Origin of the sequence: Psychrobacter sp. (assembly GCF_036731945.1) — a bacterium.
Classification (GTDB): domain Bacteria; phylum Pseudomonadota; class Gammaproteobacteria; order Pseudomonadales; family Moraxellaceae; genus Psychrobacter.
Window position 1 is genome coordinate 71440 of record NZ_DAINDI010000002.1, and the last position, 3398, is coordinate 74837.

Consider the following 3398-nt stretch of genomic DNA (forward strand, 5'->3'; position numbering starts at 1 on the left):
AGTCCAATCTGCATGACGATAGCACAAACGACAATGAAAACGGCAATGAAAATGGCGGCAAACACAGTAAAGGTGAAGTTCATGCCAATAAAGAAGCGTTTGAGAATGCTTTGGGCGCTCAGGTTTACGATGAGCTTGCGCTTTATCAAACGCTGCAAGCGCAAAGTCTCAAAGCGTGTTTGGGACAACTAAATAGTAAAGTTTTAAAACGCGTTATCTAAAACCGTGATAGATAATTGGAACTATTAATGAGCATTCCAAAAAGGAATGGCAGTACGAAATTAATTATTTTGCAACTTAGCTGGGTGCAAGTTAAGTTAATAAGTCTTCAAGGAAGTATAAATTAATAAAAGGGATGGATTATGATCAAGCAGTATATGGCCGCGATGGGCGTCGAAGAAGCGCAATATCAAAATGGTGATTTTGACGTCAATAGCCCGATTGATGGCTCGGTGATTGGCAGCATAACCTTGAACAGCGTTGATGAGGTCAATACCAAGATTGTCAATGCCAAAAAAGCTTTTAAAGAGTGGCGCGTGGTGCCTGCGCCAAGACGTGGCGAGCTGGTGCGCCTGCTCGGTGAAGTGCTGCGCGAGCATAAAGAAGACTTGGGCATGCTGGTGTCATTTGAGGCTGGCAAGATTAAAGAAGAAGGCCTAGGCGAAGTACAAGAAATGATTGATATTTGCGACTTTGCCGTCGGCGTGTCGCGTCAGCTTTATGGTTTGACGATTGCGTCAGAGCGGCCAGGCCACCACATGCGTGAGACGTGGCATCCGCTCGGGGTGATTGGTGTCATCTCAGCCTTTAACTTTCCCGTTGCGGTTTGGTCGTGGAATACCGCGCTGGCTATCGTCTGCGGTAACCCTGTGATTTGGAAACCATCAGAAAAAACCCCGCTTGTCGCTTTGGCCTGTCAGGCACTGTTTGAAAAAGCCTTGGCCAAATTTGGCGATGCGCCAGACCATCTATCGCAAGTCTTACTCGGTAAAACCGATGTCGGTAACGCCTTGGTGGAGCATAAATACGTGGCTTTGGTGAGCGCCACCGGCAGCACGCGTATGGGCCGAGAAGTCGGGCCAAAAGTTGCCAACCGTTTTGGTAAATGCTTACTTGAGCTTGGCGGTAACAATGCCATGATTTTGGCACCAAGTGCCGATTTAGACCTTGCGTTACGCGGTATTTTGTTCTCAGCAGTTGGCACGGCAGGTCAGCGCTGTACGACATTGCGCCGCCTATTTGTACATGAATCTATCAAAGACGATATCCTACCTCGTATTAAATCTGCTTATGAGACCGTCAGTATCGGTCACCCACTAGAGGGTAATCTGGTCGGGCCACTGATTGATGAAGACAGCTTTAATAACATGCAGGAAGCGTTAAAAAAAGCGCGAGAAGCGGGCGGCACCGTCACAGGCGGCGAGCGCGTCCTTGCAGACAAGTATCCTAACGCTTATTACGTAACGCCTGCCATTGTCGAGTTTGACGAGCAGAACGATGTCGCCAGAAGTGAGACATTTGCGCCGATTCTGTATGTCATGACCTACCAAGACTTTGATGAAGCGATTGAGATGCAAAACGATGTGCCGCAAGGCCTATCGTCATGCGTCTTTACCAATGATTTGCGTGAAGCGGAGACTTTCCTCAGTGACCGCGGTAGTGATTGCGGTATTGCCAACGTCAATATCGGTACCAGTGGCGCTGAGATTGGCGGGGCGTTTGGCGGTGAAAAAGAAACCGGCGGTGGCCGTGAATCTGGCTCTGATGCATGGAAGGTCTATATGCGCCGTCAGACCAATACCATCAACTACTCAAAAGAGCTGCCACTTGCCCAAGGCATTAGCTTTGGTTGATAAAAAGGTGAGTACAAAATTTTGCTAATTTGATGTATTTATCAATAAACTGCCAAGCGTACTTTATAGAAGCTTGGCAGACCAAAAATAATAAGCAATCAAGGATTGGTTGCCACTCCCATCGACGACTACTAAGGAAGGTAGAACTATTATGATCGATGATAAAACGCATAACCCCGATATAGACGGTTATGATCCGTCGTCTAGCTTTTTACTCGATATTGCGCCGCTTGTATTGACTGCCATCATTCTGATGATACAGTTTTTTGTCTTCAAAGATTTTACCCCTCATATACCCTTAGCCTGCGGTATTTTAATCACCGGCTTTTTTATGAAGCTACGTGGCCGCAGTTGGCAAGGTATGGAAGAGCGGTTTTTAAAGGTCATCAAAATCGGCTTGCCAGCGATGATTATCCTGATGGGCGTCGGTATGCTCATCGGCGCATGGATTATCGCCGGCACCGTGCCGACCATTCTGTACTACGGTTTTAGTATTTTCTCGCCTTCCTCGTTTTTATTTTCCGTCTGTCTTATTTGCGCCATCATTTCTGTCGCTACGGGTACCTCGTGGGGCACGGTTGGTACCGTGGGCCTTGCGATGATGGGAATTGGAATGGGACTGGGTATTCCCGCGCACTTGACAGGTGGTGCTATCGTCTCCGGTGCTTTTTTTGGCGACAAAATGTCACCGCTGTCAGATACCACTAACTTAACCCCAGCCGCGGCGGGTGTAGACCTTTGGGATCATATCAAAGGCATGTTGCCGACGACCGTGCCCGCCATGATTACGGCGTTGGCGCTCTATGCTTGGATTGGTATGGGTTATGGTGACGATAGCATCGATTTGTCTTCTATTCGTGCATTGCAGGATAACTTAGCGGCCAATTACAATTTAAGTGTCATCACCTTATTGCCAGCGTTAGTGGTCATTGTCGCCGCTGTGATGAAAATGCCAGCGATACCGACCGTATTAAGCGGGGTACTGGTAGGCTCAGTGATTGCCGTCTTTATGCAAGGGGTGGGCGTAAGTGATGTTTTTAATGTTTTACAAAATGGCTTTGTCAGTGAGACGGGTTTTGAAGTGGTAGATCAATTGTTGTCAAAGGGCGGCGTTATGTCGATGACATGGGTGATCAGTTTAACGATATTTGCTTTGGGTTTTGTTGGGGCGCTTGAGCACTACGGTACGCTCAAAGCCATCATGGCAAAAATTAACCATTTCGTAAAATCGCGTTTGGGGTTGGTTTTTACGACGTACGGCAGTGTTCTGAGTGTCGGAACGCTGATTGGTGATGTTTACACGACCTGTGTTTTGCCAGGGCGTTTATTACAAGATAAATATAAAGATATGGGCTATAAGCGCACAACCTTGACGCGCTCTATCGAAGACGCGGGTACGCTTTTGTCACCACTTATCCCGTGGAATATGGGCGGTAGCTTTGTGGCAGCGACACTTGGAATAGCAACATTGACCTATGCACCTTTTGCGTTTGCGTGTTGGTTGTCGCCTTTATTTGGGCTGTTATGGGCGTTCCTTGATAAATT

General features: G+C 47.5%; 2 protein-coding genes and 1 pseudogene. All 3 read left to right on the plus strand.

The genetic code is table 11. The annotated features are described in order from the left end of the window. Positions 1 to 221 (plus strand): annotated as a pseudogene (locus V7D75_RS00780) (hypothetical protein); the annotation flags it as partial. Positions 222 to 362: 141 nt separating this feature from the next. Then, a complete protein-coding gene (amaB, locus tag V7D75_RS00785; RefSeq protein ID WP_333613005.1) occupies positions 363 to 1853 on the plus strand; it encodes an L-piperidine-6-carboxylate dehydrogenase in 1491 nt (496 codons plus the stop codon). A gap of 151 nt (positions 1854 to 2004) precedes the next feature. Beyond that, on the plus strand, positions 2005 to 3398 hold a 1394-nt coding region (gene nhaC, locus V7D75_RS00790), incomplete at its 3' end, for a Na+/H+ antiporter NhaC (protein WP_333613006.1).